12 protein-coding genes and 2 pseudogenes are annotated in these 13183 nt (G+C 72.8%); 9 read left to right on the top strand and 5 right to left on the bottom strand.

The genetic code is table 11. The features are described from left to right. The first annotated feature begins 102 nt into the window (after positions 1–102). Positions 103–354, top strand: a complete 252-nt coding sequence (locus ACH47Z_RS32850; protein ID WP_399080250.1) for a hypothetical protein — start codon at positions 103–105, stop codon at positions 352–354. Between the two features lie 160 nt (positions 355–514). After that, positions 515–2227, top strand: coding sequence for a DUF4157 domain-containing protein (locus ACH47Z_RS32845; protein WP_399080247.1), 1713 nt, complete (start codon positions 515–517; stop codon positions 2225–2227). On the opposite strand, the gene ACH47Z_RS32840 is transcribed toward ACH47Z_RS32845, so the two are convergent. Both ACH47Z_RS32840 and ACH47Z_RS32835 read right to left on the bottom strand, forming a co-directional pair. After that, positions 2211–4310 carry a glycosyltransferase gene (locus ACH47Z_RS32840; RefSeq protein WP_399080245.1) on the bottom strand — a complete coding sequence of 700 codons (2100 nt, stop codon included), beginning with the start codon at positions 4308–4310 and terminating at the stop codon, positions 2211–2213. The genes ACH47Z_RS32845 and ACH47Z_RS32840 overlap by 17 nt on opposite strands. A gap of 20 nt (positions 4311–4330) precedes the next feature. Next, positions 4331–4474 (bottom strand): hypothetical protein, encoded by a 144-nt coding sequence (locus ACH47Z_RS32835; RefSeq protein WP_399080243.1) that lies wholly within the window; start codon positions 4472–4474, stop codon positions 4331–4333. A 210-nt stretch (positions 4475–4684) separates the two neighbouring features. Between ACH47Z_RS32835 and ACH47Z_RS32830 the strand changes: the two genes are divergently transcribed. The 3 genes and pseudogenes from ACH47Z_RS32830 to ACH47Z_RS32820 all read left to right on the top strand — a co-directional run bounded on the left by ACH47Z_RS32830 (position 4685) and on the right by ACH47Z_RS32820 (position 7260). After that, complete coding sequence (locus ACH47Z_RS32830) at positions 4685–5362, top strand: response regulator (protein ID WP_399080241.1); 678 nt, start codon at positions 4685–4687, stop codon at positions 5360–5362. Beyond that, the gene (locus ACH47Z_RS32825; protein WP_399080239.1) at positions 5359–6477 is read left to right on the top strand and encodes a sensor histidine kinase; all 1119 of its coding nucleotides are present in this window, start codon (positions 5359–5361) and stop codon (positions 6475–6477) included. Before ACH47Z_RS32830 ends, ACH47Z_RS32825 begins: the two co-directional genes overlap by 4 nt. Positions 6478–6544: 67 nt before the next feature. Continuing rightward, positions 6545–7260, top strand: a pseudogene (locus tag ACH47Z_RS32820) (helix-turn-helix transcriptional regulator). A gap of 15 nt (positions 7261–7275) precedes the next feature. Here the strand turns inward: ACH47Z_RS32820 and ACH47Z_RS32815 are convergent. Next, complete coding sequence (locus ACH47Z_RS32815) at positions 7276–7797, bottom strand: GNAT family N-acetyltransferase (RefSeq protein WP_399080237.1); 522 nt, start codon at positions 7795–7797, stop codon at positions 7276–7278. Here ACH47Z_RS32815 and ACH47Z_RS32810 point away from each other — a divergent pair. After that, complete coding sequence (locus ACH47Z_RS32810; protein WP_399080235.1) at positions 7796–8386, top strand: helix-turn-helix domain-containing protein; 591 nt, start codon at positions 7796–7798, stop codon at positions 8384–8386. The two genes, ACH47Z_RS32815 and ACH47Z_RS32810, sit on opposite strands and share 2 nt — an antisense overlap. After that, the gene (locus ACH47Z_RS32805) at positions 8383–9543 is read left to right on the top strand and encodes an MFS transporter (protein WP_399080233.1); all 1161 of its coding nucleotides are present in this window, start codon (positions 8383–8385) and stop codon (positions 9541–9543) included. The genes ACH47Z_RS32810 and ACH47Z_RS32805 overlap by 4 nt, the downstream gene beginning before the upstream one ends. Before the next feature lie 66 nt (positions 9544–9609). Here the strand turns inward: ACH47Z_RS32805 and ACH47Z_RS32800 are convergent, their stop codons facing one another. After that, positions 9610–10041 (bottom strand): GNAT family N-acetyltransferase, encoded by a 432-nt coding sequence (locus tag ACH47Z_RS32800; protein ID WP_399080231.1) that lies wholly within the window; start codon positions 10039–10041, stop codon positions 9610–9612. An 88-nt stretch (positions 10042–10129) separates the two neighbouring features. Here ACH47Z_RS32800 and ACH47Z_RS32795 point away from each other — a divergent pair. Together ACH47Z_RS32795 and ACH47Z_RS32790 are read left to right on the top strand one after the other, a co-directional pair. Continuing rightward, positions 10130–11013: pseudogene (locus ACH47Z_RS32795) on the top strand (LysR family transcriptional regulator). 73 nt (positions 11014–11086) lie between these two features. Next, positions 11087–12145, top strand: a complete 1059-nt coding sequence (locus ACH47Z_RS32790; protein WP_399080229.1) for a tartrate dehydrogenase — start codon at positions 11087–11089, stop codon at positions 12143–12145. 31 nt (positions 12146–12176) lie between these two features. Here ACH47Z_RS32790 and ACH47Z_RS32785 read toward each other — a convergent pair whose 3' ends face one another. After that, complete coding sequence (locus ACH47Z_RS32785; RefSeq protein ID WP_399080226.1) at positions 12177–13055, bottom strand: MFS transporter; 879 nt, start codon at positions 13053–13055, stop codon at positions 12177–12179. Positions 13056–13183 lie beyond the last annotated feature (128 nt).

Below are 13183 nucleotides of genomic sequence, written 5' to 3'. Positions count from 1 at the left end.
ACGGCGGAGGGACCATGGACGACGTGACAGCGGCCAGTGCGCGACTCGCCCGGCGGATCACCGAGGGCCGGTTGAGCGACGAGGCGTTCGCGGTGCGGCTGGATGAGCGCTGCTCCGTCTGGAAAATGGACCGTGCCGGTCTGCTGGCCCAGGTCGAAGGCTCTGGCGCGGTTGCGGCGTCGGGAGGACGTGGAGATGTTCGCGGCCGTACCGCACTCGCTGCCCGGCGCGTTGGGGCTCCGGGTTCGGCAACTGCGCCTGATGTCGACCGGCTTGACCGGCCGCTCGAGTCTGCGCTGGACGCGTCTTCGGATCATCGCCGTCGCTTTCCTGGACCTGGGGCGGCTCCCGTGAGCGTCAACAGGACGTCGTTCTCCGCGCGCCGGTCGACGGCGTGACCTGAGGACGGGCGAGCACTGCCCGAAGGGCTGCCCTTTCGGCTCTTTCCCTCCGCCGGGGTGCGGCCGAGACTCCCGGTGAGGATCCCGTCACCGGCCTCCAGCGAAGGGGCAGCATGCGCCAGCACGAGCAATCGGGCACCGGCAAGGACAAGGCACCGGTCCGGCCCCTCCGGCCGGCCCTCGGCGTCGGCTCTCGCTCGCCGGTGCCGGCGCCCGCCCCGGCCGGACGGCTGTCCCCGGCCACGGTCCGGGCACTGCAACGCAGCGTGGGGAACGGGGTGGTGGCCCGCTTGCTGTCAGGGGCGGAGCCCGGGCGGCGCACCGACGGCCGGCAGGGCTCCAGCGTGCACGACGTGCTGCGCTCCCCCGGCCGGCCGTTGGAGCCCGGGGTCCGCGCCGAGATGGAGAGCCGTTTCGGCGGTGCGGACTTCGGTGCCGTACGTGTGCACGCGGATGCCGCCGCCCAGCGTTCCGCGAGCGGGATCGGCGCCCGCGCGTACACCTCCGGCAACCACATCGTCATCGGTGAGAACGGCGCGGACAAGCACACCCTCGCGCATGAACTCACCCATGTCGTCCAGCAGCGTTCGGGTCCCGTCTCCGGCACCGACACCGGTCAGGGCCTGCGTCTGAGCGACCCCTCCGACCGGTTCGAGCGGGAGGCCGAGGCCACCGCGCACCGCGTCATGGCGGGCGGCACTCCCGTCCCGGACCTGCGGCGTGCCGCGGGCGCCGGAGGCGGCGAGCGGGGCGCCGTACAGCGGTACGTCGAGATCGAACCCGGCGCCGACAACTACCCCACCAAGCACCGGCGCGCGTCCATCGCCTCGACCAGGAGCGCCGAGAGCGACGACCGCTTCTTCCCCAGTCAGCAGGAGGCAGAGGGCAGTTACTTCTCGGACGCGCAGGCGAGGACGGCCAACATCGTGTTCAACGGCGGTGTCCGGCTGCGTCTGTCGGACGGTTTCGACCTGGCGATCGAGCAGGGGCCGGGCGAGTCCAAGGTCTTCTTCGCCACCCAGCCGCACATCGACCGGGCCAACGACGCGCTGGCCGGACGCGTACGGCTCCACCGGGGCAGCCGCTATCTGCGCGTGCAGGGTGAGTCCGGGGAGTTGCGGCTGTACCAGGTCAAGCCGGTCGTGGAGACCAAGCGGACCGGTCTGGCCGGGAAGCTGGGCATGACGCAAAAGGCGACCGGTCTGTCGGTCCTCACCCCGCAACGCTGCAACGAGATGGCGGAGTTCGTCACCGGCAGGAAGGGCCTGTCGGCCCAGGGCATCGGCTCCTGGGAGAACTTCCTCGCCAGGGTGCTCGACGTCGTCGAGGACAGCGGAAGCGAGCACCTCGACGGGGTCAAGGAGGCCTTCCAGAAGGGTGTCAACGGCGATCAGCAGGCCTATCTCGCCTACTCCCAGGGGATGAGCCGTACCTTCCAGGATCTGAAGGCGGCCGACTCGCCCCAACTGGACGATGCCCTCAGGCAGTTGGGGCTGAACGAGTTCCTGCCGCCCCCGCCTCCCGGTTCCGCCCTGGTCACGGTCGGCTACGGTGACGCGCAGCAGGAGGCCGACCGCGACAGGGACAACACGTTCGAGTACCACTTCGGCGCCACCGTGGCGACGAGCGGCAACGACTACGTGACCATGGAGAACTACGCCCGGCGCGACCCCGGCGTCGGCAACGCCACAGCCTCCGGCGGCGACCCCCTGTTCTTCTTCAGGATGTACGGCACCAGGCCGGAGTCGGGCGAGACCTGGCACGGCGCCCAGGTGGGCACCGGAGGGTTCATCGGGGCGATCCTGTCTATCACGATCGCGGGCTGAGCACGGCATCTGTGGTGCTCAGCGCGAGGTCGTGGTCAGGCGTCAGATACGTCCGCAGCGTCAGCCGGCCTTCAGAATCTGACCAGTGGGCCGCCGGGAACGTGTGGACGTCCCGGCGGTCCGCGATGTCGCCGGTCAGCATGCCCAGGCGGAGTTCGGGTCCGCCGTACGCGCTCAGGCGCAGGTCCCACAGTGCCTCTCCGCCGGGGTGATGCTCGGCCGCGGTCGCGAGGGGGATGCCGACGTCGAAGTCGCCGTACGGATCGACGTAACAGGGCGCGTCGAAGGCCCGGTCCTGGTGTCCCTGGAGCCGGGCGCGGAAGCGGTAGTGGTGGGAGCGGGCGGCGCTCCCGTGGAGCGAGCCGGTCAGCTGGATCACCGTGTCGCCGATGGCGATCGACGTCACCTCCGCGTGGGCCGGTCGGCGCCAGGTGCGCAGGGCGAGGCCGCCGTCCTGCGCCGGGTAGGGGATCCAGGCGGTGCAGCCCGCGTCGGAGGGCCGGCGCGCGGCGGGGTCCAGGAGCCGGGCCGTTTCGACCGGGCCCGCGAGGACCGGGCGGGACCTGCTGCCGCTGACGTGCTGGACGAAGGCGTCCCAGTGTCCTTCGGCGAGGGACCACGACGCCTTGTCCAGCGCCGTTTGAAGGCCCCGCCCGTCGCCCGCGGTCCGCTGTCGGAGCCGCAGTGTGACGACGTCGTCCGCCGCTCTGTCCCGGGGGCGGAGCACGAGGTTCCAGGCGTCGGGTGTGAGGGTGGGCCGGTCGATGTGGAAGACGATCGAGCCGTCGGGCAGCACACGGCAGCCGACCACGACCGGAGATCCGAGTCCGGCCAGGCCGACGCGTTCCAGCGCGCGACGCCACAGCGGAAGGCCGCCGTCGGCGTCCGGGCGCACTGCGCGCGGCCGTGGGCCCCGGCTTCGGGTGCCGAGTTCCGGCCTGAGGTCGGTGAACAGGGCGTGGTACTGCGCGGCGATGTGCTGGGGGCGGAAGCGTACGGACGTACGGCGGGCCGCGGCGGCCATACGGCGGCGCTCGGCGTCGTTCTCGATCAGCCGGCACAGCGCGTCGGCGAGCGCGTCCTCGACGGCTCCCTCCTCCGGGACGAGCAGGCCGTCCTCGCCGTGCGTGACGATCTCGCGGGGGGCGTGGCCGCAGTCGGTGCTGACCACGGGCACTCCGCAGCTCATGGCCTCCACGAGGGTCAGGCCCGAGGCTTCGGTGCCGCTCGCCACGACGGCGACGGCGCCCTTGGCCCACTCGGGTTCCATGGGCGTACGCGCCCCCAGCAGCAGGACGTTGTCGTGCAGGCCGAGTTCGTCGATACGGCGGCGCAGCGGGCGGCGCTCGCGGCCGCGGCCGTAGACGCGCAGCGTCCAGTCCGGGTGCACCGCGACGACCTTGGCGAAGGCGTCGACGAGCCGGTCGTACCGATGGGCCGCCGTCAGGCGCCCCGCCGTCACCACGGTCCGCGACTGCCCGGACGAGGGTTCCGCGCAGGGCGCGGGGCTGCAGACGGGGATGCTGGTGAGGCGCGTCGGCGCGGAGTGGAGGACCCGGCGGTAGGCGCGTGCGTCCGCCGCGGACATGGTCACGTAGGCGTCGAGGAGGGACACGGCCGCGTCGAGGTCGTTCCGGAGCGCGACCGGGTGCAGGTCGCGGGTGGCGTGCTCCTGGCCGATGCGCAGGTGGTCCGGGCGGCCGTGCTCGGCCAGGAAGCAGGCCAGGTACGGCCGTGTCGCGATCACCACGTCGGCGTCGGTGTCCCGGAGGAAGCCCGCGAGTCGTTCCTCGCCGAGTGCGCTGGGCGGGGTCGGGCCGTGGTGCACCGTGTCGTGAGGGCACACGGTGCCGGGCCTCCGCAGATCGGCGGTGTGTCCCGCGTAGTGCCGGGAGGCGGGCCGCAGGTCCACCAGGGCGCGCACCTTCACGCCCGGCGGCGTCAGGCACATCCGGTCGGCGGTGCGGTGGCAGGAGACGATCTCCACGTCGTGGTGGTCGGCGAGTGCGCCCGCGAGACTGACCGTGGCCCGGACCGTGCCGCCGATGCCGTAGGCGTTGTAGAGCAGAAAGGCGATCTTCATCGGGTCTCTTCGCGCCTCGCTCAGCCGAACAGTCCGGCGAGCGCCGAGGCGGCGCGGTGGGCGAGGGCGGCGTACACGTCGGGCCGCAGGACGGCCAGGACCGCGGCCGACGCCATGATGATCAGGAGGGCGGCCTCCCTGCCGCCACCGAGCTGTCCGTTCACCGGGCGTCCGCGTCTGTGCTGTGGGTCATGCGTCCAGCCTGGGACCGGGCCCGGCGCGCGCGGTATCCGACGACCGGCCGGAGCGCCCCCGCCGGTCGGCGGGAGGTCACCCCCCACCTGGCTGGATCACTCGTCCGGGCAACCGTGCCGGCGGCCGATCCCTCTTAAGGTCGTAGGCGACAGGCACGGGACGGACAAGAGCGGGACGCAATGCACGTGATCCGGGTGGTGGTGGTGGACGACGAGGCGCTCGTCCGCTCCGGTTTCCAGCTCATCCTGAACGCCGCCGACGACATCGAGGTGGTCGCCACGGTGAGCGGAGCCGACGCCGTGGCCCGCGTCCGCGAGGAGCGTCCGGACGTCGTCCTGCTGGACATCCGCATGCCGGACGTCGACGGGCTCACCGTGCTGCGCGAGGTGCGTACGCTGCCGGACGTGCCCGTCGTGGCGATGCTGACGACGTTCGACACCGACGAGTACGTCCTGGCGGCGCTGCGCCACGGGGCGGCCGGCTTCCTGCTCAAGGACACCGAGCCGGAGCAGTTGGCCCAGATGGTCCGCACGCTCGCCGCCGGCGGTGTCGTCATGTCCCCCAAGGCGTCCCGGACGCTGCTGCTCGGCCATCCCGGCACGGAGGCGGTGGACGCCGAGGAGGCGGCCCGTGTGGAGCGGCTGACGGCACGGGAGCGCGAGGTGCTCATGCTGGTCGCGGAGGGGCTGTCGAACATCGACATAGGAACGCGCCTCCACCTCAGCGCCGGCACGGTGAAGGATCATGTCAGCGCGATCTTCGCCAAGCTGCGGGTGACCAGCCGTATCCAGGCCGCGCTCCTCGCCCAGCGGGCCCGGCTCCTGGACGAGCAGGGCCGGCCGAAGGCGGGCCGATGAGCGGCCGGCGGGCGGGCTGGGCGCGTGTTCCGGCACCCTTGGTCGACGCCGGGCTCGTCGCCGTGGCGGCCGGGGACGCCTGGCTCGCGGTGTGGCACACCTCGTGGTCGGCCGTGGCCCTCGCCTCGGTGGCCTGTGCCGCTCTCGCACTGCGCCGCTTCCTCCCCCTCTCCGTCGTCGTGCTCACACTGCCGGCCACTGTCGTCGCGGACCTCGTCGTCGCCCCGCTGGCGGCCCTGTTCGCCCTGGCCGAGCGGTCCCGCGACCGCCGTCTGCTGGCCGGGTGCGCCGTACTGATGGCGGCCGCCTCCGCCGCGCCCTGGCCGTGGCACGACCCCGACTCACGCGACCGTACCTGGACGCTGATCCAGTTCGTCTACACCCTGGCGGGCACCGCCGCTCCCGTGCTGCTCGGCCAACTGGTGCAGGCGCGGCGGGACTTGTCGCAGCGCCTGGCCGAGATCGAGGAGGCGAGGGAACACGAACGGGCGCTGCACGCCCAGGCCGTGCTCGCCCGCGAACGCGCGCAGCTGGCCCGGGAGATGCACGACGTCGTCTCGCACCAGGTCAGCCTGATCGCCGTGCAGGCCGGTGCCCTGCAGGTCGCGGCCAAGGACACGGACTCCCGGGAGGCGGCGCGGACCATCCGTTCGCTGAGCGTCTCCACGCTCGACGAACTGAGGAACATGGTCACCCTGCTGCGCGCATCCGGCGGCCGCGCCACCGAGCTGACCCCGCAGCCGACGCTGGCCGACGTACGACGGCTGGTCGCCACGAGCGGCATCGACGCGGAGCTGACCGGCCGCCTGCCCGACTCGATCAGCACTCCCGCCCAGCGGGCGATCTACCGCACGGTGCAGGAAGCCCTGACGAACGTGCGCAAGCACGCTCCGGGTGCCGGGGCGACGGTGGAGCTGTGGCGGGACGGCGAGCACGTCGGCGTGACGATCACGAACAGCCGCCCCACCCGACCCTCCCTGCCCCTGCCCGGCTCGCGGCAGGGCCTGGTCGGTCTCAGGGAGCGTGCCGAGATCCTGCACGGCACGTTCGCCTCCGGCCTGACCTCCGACGGGGGCTACGAGGTCAGCCTCCGGATCCCGGCACAGCCGGAGTGACGCCACATCTGCCAGGGTGTGACACGACCCCCCACGCGGCTGTCACCCTGGTCACACGGCTGCCAGACTGAGTCGTACGGCACGTGAGCAGCACAAGGGCACGAACTCCGGCAGCGAGCTGGGCGACTCCCTGCGGGCCCGCCGCGCCCGGGTCACCCCGGCGGACGTGGGCCTCCCCGAGGGGGCCGGCTGCGCCGCACTCCAGGCCTGCGCCGGGAGGAGCTGGCCACGCTGGCCGGTGTGAGCATCGACTACTGCACCCGCCTGGAGCGCGGCAAGGAGACCCGCCCGAGCCCGTCCGTCGTCGACTCCCTCGCGCGGGCCGTGCAATTGGAGGAGGACGAGCACCAGCACCTGCGCAGCCTCGCGGCGCGTACGGCCCGCGGCACCCGCGAGCCGCGGGCGGCCCCGTCCCGGACGGTACGGCCGGGCGTCACGCTGCTGCTGGAAAGCCTGCGCCCCTACCCCGCGCGCGTGCTCAGCCGTACCACCGACCTGCTCGCGTCCAACCCGGGCGGGCTGCGTCTGCTGCCCGGGATGGAGGAGTGGCCGGCCAAGGAGCGCAACATCGCCCGCTACGTCTTTCTCCACCCCGAGGTCGGCGACCTGACCCTCGGCTTCCAGTCCATGGCGCTGGAGGGCACGCCCGGCCACCGCCTGGTCGCGTACTGCGCCGAACCGGACACACCCGAGTACGACGCCCTCGTCCTCCTCGACATGCTCGGCTCCCAGCCGTCCTCACCTGCCACCGTGCGGGACGATCCCACGGCCTTCCCCAGGTGATCTCCGGGACGCGTCTCAGCTCAGGGGCAGCCGCATGAGCGTCAGGTCGAGCCAGCGGCCGAACTTGGTGCCGACCTCCGGCAGGGTGCCGGCGTGCTGGAAGCCGAAGCGTTCGTGCAGGCGGATCGAGGGGGTGTTCCCGGCCTCGATTCCGGCGATCATGACGTGGTGCCCGGCCTCGCGTGCGGCGGCGACGAGGGCGGCGAGCAGGGCGGATCCGATGCCGAATCCGTGCCGGCCCTCGCGGACGTAGACAGAGTTCTCCACGGTGTGCCGGTACCCGTCCAGCTCCCGCCAGGGGCCGTAGACCGCGAAGCCGGCCACCTCGCCGTCGGCCTCGGCGACGAACGCCGAGCCGCGTTCCAGGTGGGCGGCCAGCCAGGCGACTGCCTGGGCGGAGGTCTGCGGGGTCTGGGTCCACAGGGCGGTCGAATGCTCGATGGCGTGGTTGCGGATGGCGCGGATGGCCTCCACGTCGTCGGGCCGGGCGGGACGCACCGTCACGGCCGCCGGGTTTCTTGCGTATATTGAAGCCATGTCCAACATAGTAGATCCCCTGGTGGAGCGGATCGCGGCGCGTGTCCGCACCGAGCGGGAACGCCGCCGCTGGACTCTGGCCCAGCTCGCCGACGCCTCCGGCGTGTCCCAGGCGATGATCAGCCGGATCGAGCGCGCGGAGAGCAGCCCCACCGCCGTCGTCCTGGGCAAGCTGTCCGCGGCCTTCCAGCTCAGCGTCGCCTCCTTGCTCGCCCTGGCCGAAGGGGCGCCGGACGACACCGAGGGCGCGGCGGGCGTACGCCGCCTGACGGACACGGCCGAGTGGCGCGACCCCGCGACCGGTTACCGGCGCCGCCAGATCACCGGCCCGCGCTTCCCCGCGGAGATCGCCGAGATCCATCTGCCCGCCGGGGCTCGTGTGCCGTATCCGGCCGCCGCCTTCGCCTTCGTACGACAGGTCGTCTGGGTCCTCGACGGCCGGCTGACCTTCCATGACGGCGGCACGGTCCATGAACTCGACGCGGGTGACACCATCGAGCTGGGCGAGCCCGCCGAGCGCGTGTTCGCCAACACCACGGACAGCGAGTGCCGTTACGTCGTCGTCCTCACCCGCGGCACCACCCCGTGACCCGCCCGCTCCCCCGCGGCGGCACGCTCCTGCTGGCCTCCATAGCCGGGACGGCGACCGCGAACAACTACGCCATCCAGCCCGAACTCACCACGGTCGCCGCCGACCTGGGCGTCCCGCTCGCCGTCATCGGACTCGTGCCGACCGCCGCGCTCGCCGGCTGCATGACCGGCTTCGCCCTCCTGCTGCCCCTCACCGACCGCCTCGCCCCCAACCGCCTGGTCGGCGCGCAGCTCACCGCACTGGCCGCCGCCCTCGGCCTCGCCGCGGCAGCACCCGGCGCGGGCGTGCTGCTGGCCGCCTACCTCTTCATCGGCGCGACCGCGAGTGTCGCGGCCCAGGCGAGCAGCATCGCGGGCCGCCACGCCCCAACCGGGCGCCGGGGAACAGGAGTTGCCACGGTGGCCGCCGGCATGTCGGCGGGCATCCTGCTCAGCCGGCTGGCGGGAGGGGCGCTCACCGACGTCCTCGGCTGGCGGCGCATGCTCCTCGTCTTCGCCGCCCTGGCCCTGCTCGGCGCGATCGCCGCCGCCACGCTCCTGCCCCGGCAGCGGCCGCACTCCGCACGCGGCTACCGTGCCGCGCTGGCCTCGCTCCCTCCGCTGCTGCGCCGGTTCCCGGACCTGCGCCGTGCGGTTGCCACGGGCGGGCTGTGGTACTTCGCCTTCAATCTGATCTGGGTCACCCTCGCCCTCGCGCTCGCCCAGCCGCCCCACGCCCTCGGCCCGAGCGCCATCGGCCTGTACAGCCTGGCCGGGCTCCTCGGTTTCGCGGCGCTCCCACTGACCGGGCGCCTCGCCGACCGGTACGCCCCGGCCACGGTGATCATCGCCTGCATACTGGCCGCCACGGCCGGGACCGCGCTGCTCGCGACCGGCCTCGGCAGCCCGCTCGTCACCGCACTCGGGCTCGCCGTGTTCGACGCCGGCTGCTTCACTGCCCAGGCCGCCAACCAGAGCCGGATCATCGCCCTCGCCCCCGAACGGTCCGGCAGCCTCAGCAGCGTCTACCTCGTGCTGTACTTCACCAGCGGCGCCGTCGGCACCGCCGTGGCCGCACCGCTGCTCGACGCCCTCGGCTGGCCGGGCATCGCCCTCACCGCGCTGGCCGCGCTGCTGCTGGCCGCCGCTCTCGGCAGCCGGTCGCCGGCGCCCTGAACGACCACCTGTGCCGTACTCAGCGTGCCGTACTCAGCGTGCCGTGACTCCATGTCATTGCGCCGATCACCCCTCCGAGTTCAGGATCATCAGGCTGCCGGGGTTCGGAACGGGCACGAACCCGGCCCTGGCGTACACCTCATGGGCGTCGCGGGTGGCGAGCAGGACGCGCTTGAGCCGGTAGGGAGCCAGGTGGTCACGGACGGCGCCGGCCAGCCAGGTGCCGAGGCCCTTGCCGCGGTGCGCCGGCGCGACATAGACGTCGCACAGCCAGGCGAAGGTCGCCCGGTCGGTGACGACACGCGCGTACGCGACCTGGGCGCCTGCGGCGTCGTGGACGGCGAAGTTGAGAGAGCGGCGCACCGACTCCTCGACGACGTCCCGGCTGCGGCCCAGCGCCCAGAACGCATCGGTCGAGAGCCACTGGTGGACCAGCCCCACATCGAGGCGGTCCGCGTCGACGGACAGCTCGTAACCGCCTTCCCTGCTTGTGATCATGTTGAGGCAGCGTAGCGGGGTCGATTGGTTTTTCCAAGTAGAAACTTGGAATTCCAAAGCATCCAGGGGCTGCTGGCAAGCTGCCCGTATGGACATCCGGCAGTTGGAGTACTTCCTGGCGATCGTCGATCGCGGGGGATTCAACCGTGCGGCCTCCGCTCTGTACGTGTCGCAGCCGTCGCTGTCCCAGGCGGTCCGGGCGCTGGAGCGTGATCTCGGTTCCCAGCTCTTCCATCGCGTCGGGCGTCGGCCGGTGCTGACCGAGGCGGGCAAGGCGCTGATCGAGCCCGCCCGGGAGGCCGTGCGGAGTCTGGAGACGGCGCGGGCGAGCGTCGCGGCTGTGCACGAACTGCGTGCGGGACGCCTGGACGTGGCCTCGATGCCGTCCCAGGCGGTGGAGCCGCTCACCACGCTGGTCCGGGCGTTCGGCGACCGGTACCCGGCGTGTCGGTGGCCGTCAAGGCGGCTTTCACCGCGCGTGAGGTGATCGGCATGGTGCGCACCGGCGCCGTGGAGCTGGGTCTGCTGGCGTCCGCCGGGCCGGTCTCCGAGAAAGAGGTCGCCTCGCACGCGCTGGGGAGCCAGCGTTTCGTGCTGGTGGTGCCGGCCGACGGGCCGTTCGCGGGCCGGACGTCGGTGGAGTGTCACGAGCTCGCGGGACAGCGGCTGATCGTCGGGCAGCCGGGGACCGGGATGCGCGCCTACGTCGACGCACTGCGGGAGCAGGGCGTCGGCTTCACCGTCGCCGCCGAGACCGAGCACCGGGTGGCGCTCCTGCCCCTGGTGCTGGCCGGCGTCGGGATCGCGGTGGTGACGGATGCGTGGCGGGACGTCGCCCGGCGCCTGGGCGCCCGTGTCCTGGACATCGAACCGCGGACCACCCTCGACGTCACCCTCGTCAGCCGCCGGGGCAGCCTCTCCCCCGCGGCCGCCGCGTTCGTCACGATGGCCACCGCGGCCGCCGACCGCTGATAGGTACGGCTTATCAGGCAGATCCGCTCTGCGTCTTGGACGCCCGCCGCACCGCCTTGCTGCAATCGACGCCATGACGAACCACCGCATCGCCCTGATCCCCGGCGACGGAATCGGCCCCGAGGTGCTGCCGCCCGCGCGGCAGGTCCTCGACGTCCTCGCCCGCCGTCACGGCTTCGGCCTGTCGTACACGTCGTACGACGACTGGTCCTGCGAGCGCTACCTGCGCGAGGGCGCCGTGATGCCCGCCGACGGCATCGACCGGCTCCGCGACAAGGACGCGATCCTGCTGGGCGCGGTGGGACACCCGTGGGTGCCCGACCACGTCTCGCTCTGGGGCCTGCTGATCCCGATCCGGCGCAGCTTCCGGCAGTACGTCAGCCTCCGGCCCATCCGCGTCTTCGAGGGCGTCGACAGCCCGGTGCGGGGCGCGCGGGCGGGCGAGGTCGATCTCGTGGTCGTACGCGAGAACGTGGAAGGGGAGTACAGCGAGGCCGGGGGCCGCCTCAACCTCGGATTCCCCGAGGAAATGGCCGTACAGGAAGCCGTGTTCACCCGGGCCGGCGTCACTCGTGTCCTGGACTACGCCCTGACGCTGGCCGCACGGCGCGGCGGGCGGCTGACCTCGGCCACCAAGTCGAACGGCATCGTGCACCCCATGCCGTTCTGGGACGACCTGGTCGCCGAGCGGGCCGCCCGGTTCCCGCGGGTGGCATGGGACCAGGAGCACATCGACGCGCTCGCGGCCAAGTTCGTCCTCGAACCGGCCCGCTTCGACGTCGTGGTCGCCTCCAACCTCTTCGGCGACATTCTCAGCGATCTCGCGGCCGCCGTCGCCGGATCCATCGGCATCGCTCCGTCGGCCAACCTCAACCCCGAGCGGGAGTTCCCCTCGATGTTCGAGCCGGTGCACGGCTCGGCCCCCGACATAGCGGGCCAGGGCATCGCCAATCCGCTGGGCGCGATCTGGTCGGCGGCCCTGATGCTCGGCCATCTGGGCCACCCCGCGGCGGCCGAGGACATCACGGACGCGATCGCCTCGGTCCTGGCGACGACCGACGTCCGCACCCGTGACCTGGGCGGCACCGCGACCACGGCCGAGTTCACCGAGAGGCTGATCGAGCACCTCTGAGCCCGTCCCCCCCTCGTTGCCGGGGCGGACCTCAGCAGCAGGCTCGTGACCGTGGTGGCCAGGACCAGTGCCGTGGCGACGCACAGGCTGGTGCGCATGCCGTGGAAGAAGGTCCCGTGGCGGGAGACGAGGGTGCCGAAGACGGCCACGGCCAGGGCGCCGCCGACCTGGCGGGTAGCGTTGAGGACACGACGACCACCAGCCAGGTGGGCGCGGTTCGCGGAGCAAGGCCGAGGGCCACCAGACCGCCCGCCATCACCAACTGGAACACCATGCCGTAGAAGCCGGTGTTGAGGGCGAAGCCCACGGCAGAGGAGACCAGCATCGTGCGGGTTCGCAGCAGCGACAGGGGAACCATGGGGTTCCGTCCCCGGGCCTGCGCGACGAGGAAGAGGACACCGGCGAGCACCGCCACACAGAACGCGAGCACCACCTTCGGGGCGCCGAAGCCCTCCGCGCCGGCCTCGATCGCCGCGTACGTCAGGCCGCCCATCGCCGCCACCGCCGTCATCTGCCCGGCCCAGTCGAAGGGAGCGTCGGCCCGGCGTGGTGAACGCGCGGTGCGGGACAGGAGGCAGAGGGCCAGCAGTCCGACGGGGAGGTTCACGAAGAAGATCATCCCCCAGCTGATCAGGCTGAGGACACCGCCCGCCACCGGTCCCGCCGCGGCGCCCGCGGAGCCGCCCATCGCCCAGATCGCCATGGCCCGGGCGCGGCGGGCCGGATCCGGGTACGCCTCACGGATCAGCGCCAGCGAGGCGGGCACGATGACCGCCGCGCCCGCACCCTGCACCAGCCGCGCGGCGACGAGGACGCCGAGGTTCGGCGCGACGCCCGCCGGCGCGAGACCGGCGCCCTTGGGCACGGTTCCGGTGCGGGTTCGCCGGGCGAGGACCGGGGATGACGGCACGACAGGCTCCTGCGGGGAATCCGTGAGGGTCGGGGCGGCCGCCGAGCGGTCCCGGCGGCCGGGCTCCAGCCTGCGGTCGGCGCGCACGAGGTGGCAGGACGGGCTGTGCCGGGGAGTGCTGTTCCGGG

Source organism: Streptomyces sp. NPDC020192 (assembly GCF_044388685.1).
In the GTDB taxonomy this organism is placed as follows: Bacteria; Actinomycetota; Actinomycetes; order Streptomycetales; family Streptomycetaceae; genus Streptomyces.
The sequence above is the reverse complement of the archived record's forward strand: the minus strand, read 5'-3'. Positions and strand labels throughout refer to the sequence as shown.

What these genes read in the sequence shown, in the direction of transcription:
- ACH47Z_RS32845 (WP_399080247.1), top strand. Translation starts at nt 515, where the DNA reads ATGCGCCAGCACGAGCAATCGGGCACCGGCAAGGACAAGGCACCGGTC.
- ACH47Z_RS32850 (WP_399080250.1), top strand. Translation starts at nt 103, where the DNA reads ATGAGCGCTGCTCCGTCTGGAAAATGGACCGTGCCGGTCTGCTGGCCC.
- ACH47Z_RS32790 (WP_399080229.1), top strand. Translation starts at nt 11,087, where the DNA reads ATGACGAACCACCGCATCGCCCTGATCCCCGGCGACGGAATCGGCCCC.
- ACH47Z_RS32810 (WP_399080235.1), top strand. Translation starts at nt 7,796, where the DNA reads ATGTCCAACATAGTAGATCCCCTGGTGGAGCGGATCGCGGCGCGTGTC.
- ACH47Z_RS32830 (WP_399080241.1), top strand. Translation starts at nt 4,685, where the DNA reads ATGCACGTGATCCGGGTGGTGGTGGTGGACGACGAGGCGCTCGTCCGC.
- ACH47Z_RS32840 (WP_399080245.1), bottom strand. Translation starts at nt 4,310, where the DNA reads ATGAAGATCGCCTTTCTGCTCTACAACGCCTACGGCATCGGCGGCACG.
- ACH47Z_RS32815 (WP_399080237.1), bottom strand. Translation starts at nt 7,797, where the DNA reads ATGGCTTCAATATACGCAAGAAACCCGGCGGCCGTGACGGTGCGTCCC.
- ACH47Z_RS32825 (WP_399080239.1), top strand. Translation starts at nt 5,359, where the DNA reads ATGAGCGGCCGGCGGGCGGGCTGGGCGCGTGTTCCGGCACCCTTGGTC.
- ACH47Z_RS32800 (WP_399080231.1), bottom strand. Translation starts at nt 10,041, where the DNA reads ATGATCACAAGCAGGGAAGGCGGTTACGAGCTGTCCGTCGACGCGGAC.